The following is a 2,055-nucleotide window of genomic DNA, read 5'->3' on the forward strand; positions in this document are numbered from 1 at the left end:
CATAATAACCCGTAGGTGCGCCCCTAAGGATTTGAGGGAAAGGGTGGGGGATCGAACGCGGGCAATGTGGTTTAGTTAAAATCCCTATTTCCTACTACCTGTTTCCTGCTACCCATATATAGTTGCCCCGGTCTGCCACTCCGGCGTAAGCCGGATTCCGGGGCCATGTTCAATTCTTTTGACATGTTCATGTTATTGATATTGATGTCACACACGCAAGAGAGGGGCGATCTATGAGCGCGCCGGTGAAACAGATCCAGGCGATCAGTGATGAAGTTACCCTGCTGATGGCCCTGACCAGGGCTTACCGCAAATCAGCGCTGGATATTATTACCGCCACGACCAGTACCCAGGCGCTGGAACAGATTGACATTTTTACTTTTCAGGTGATTCTGCTGGATTTGGACATCAGTGACGGCGACGGCATGGAGTTGTTGCGGCAGATCTCTAATGTCCGGGCCGAGGTCCCGATCATCCTGCTGACCACAAGTAACAGTCGCGCGCCGGAACTGCTGGAGGAGATCAACCAGCGCCGACCTTGCGGCTGCTGGCACATCCTGGAAAAACCCTTTGAACTGAAAAAGCTCACCGCGGCGATTGAGCGGGGGTTGCTTGAGCGCGCTTTTGACGGCGAAGCAGCGAACTGCAATATTGGTGACCTGCGCCACTGCCGGCGCTTTAAACGCAACGAGACGATCACTATTGCCCTGAACGGCCACCACAACCCACCGCTGTTTCCAGCAACCCTGAACGATATCTCGGTCAGCGGCCTTGGCCTCACCACCACCACCCCGCTACCCACCAATCAGCGCATTTCCTTCACCCAGAAATTCATGCACCAGTCCGGCACCGTGGTCTGGAGCAGCAGCAGCGACGACGGCTGCCGCTCGGGTATCCGTTTTATTTAAGGCTGTCATTTGTCATTTGTCATTTGTCATTTGTCATTTGTTCAATCATAACCCACATCATAAACCGGGCGCACATCGGTGCGCCCCTACGGCTCACGGCTCACGGCTCACGGCTCACGGCTCACGGCTCACGGCTCACGCCGCCCTTTTTCCTTTTCCTACCCCTTTTCTTTTTTTTTTGATACCATTCTGCGCCTGTGTCCATCTACTGGAGGTAACCTCGCATGAAATATTTCTGGTTGACGGGAACCGTTGCCCTGCTGCTGGTCGCTTTTCTGACCTTCTACGCGTTACAACTGGAGCAGCGGCGGGTATTCTCGGCGGCGCAGCTGGAATTGAGCGAAACCCTTGACCGGGTGGAAAAGGAGATGATCGCCTCCCTGGCGGTGCTGGAGCAGATGTTCCTCGGTTTTCAGCAGTACCTTGAACTGTCGGAACAGATGGCCGACCCCGATGAAGGGGGGTTGCGCCGGATCATGGACACCCTGGTGCTGAACAACCATTACATGGTCTCCCTGATGGTAACCGACAGCAGGGGCGATATCCTTTACTGGACCAACAGCGGCCCGAGGCCGAATCTGGCTAAGCGCGATTTCTTTACCGCCCATAGCGGGGCCCTGATTGACGGTGTCTATTTGAGCGTACCCCTGTCCTCAATCATGAGTCCGGGACAGTGGGTGCTGGGGGCAAGCAAGGCGCTGCGCTATCCTGATGAGTCCTTAAGCCGGGTGCTGATAGCCATCCTCGACACCCGCCGGTTGTTCAACACCCTCGACAAGGCGGCCCGGGACCGACCGCTGACCCTGACGGTGGTTTCGCCGCGTGGCGACGTCTATGCCCGCTCTCCGGATCATCACCAGATGGTCGGCAGCTCTCAGCCGGAACTGCTGGAGGGGTGGCGCCCGACGGCGGGGGAAAAGATCGCAGCCACCCGCACCAGCGAGGGGCGCAAGCAGCTGGTGATGATGCGCCATCTGCCGGCCTATGGGCTGGTGATCCGTGCCGAAGCCCCCCTTGCCGCCATGAGTGCCCGCCAGCCGTCCGGTTTACTGCTGCTGGTCGGCAGCGGCGCAGTGGTGGCGCTGCTGCTCTTATGGCAGCTGGGCTCCATGCTGCGGCTGCAGAAGCACACCAGGGATCTGCAGGA

At 57.8% G+C, this 2,055-nt stretch carries 2 protein-coding genes; both read left to right on the plus strand.

What is annotated here, in order from left to right:
• Positions 1-233 precede the first annotated feature (233 nt).
• Positions 234-908 (plus strand): response regulator, encoded by a 675-nt coding sequence (locus tag AC6F7T_RS11535; RefSeq protein WP_500718994.1) that lies wholly within the window; start codon positions 234-236, stop codon positions 906-908.
• A gap of 224 nt (positions 909-1,132) precedes the next feature.
• Positions 1,133-2,055: PDC sensor domain-containing protein (locus tag AC6F7T_RS11540; protein ID WP_500718996.1), on the plus strand; the 923-nt coding region annotated here is incomplete at its 3' end.

Source organism: Pelovirga sp., from assembly GCF_059864205.1.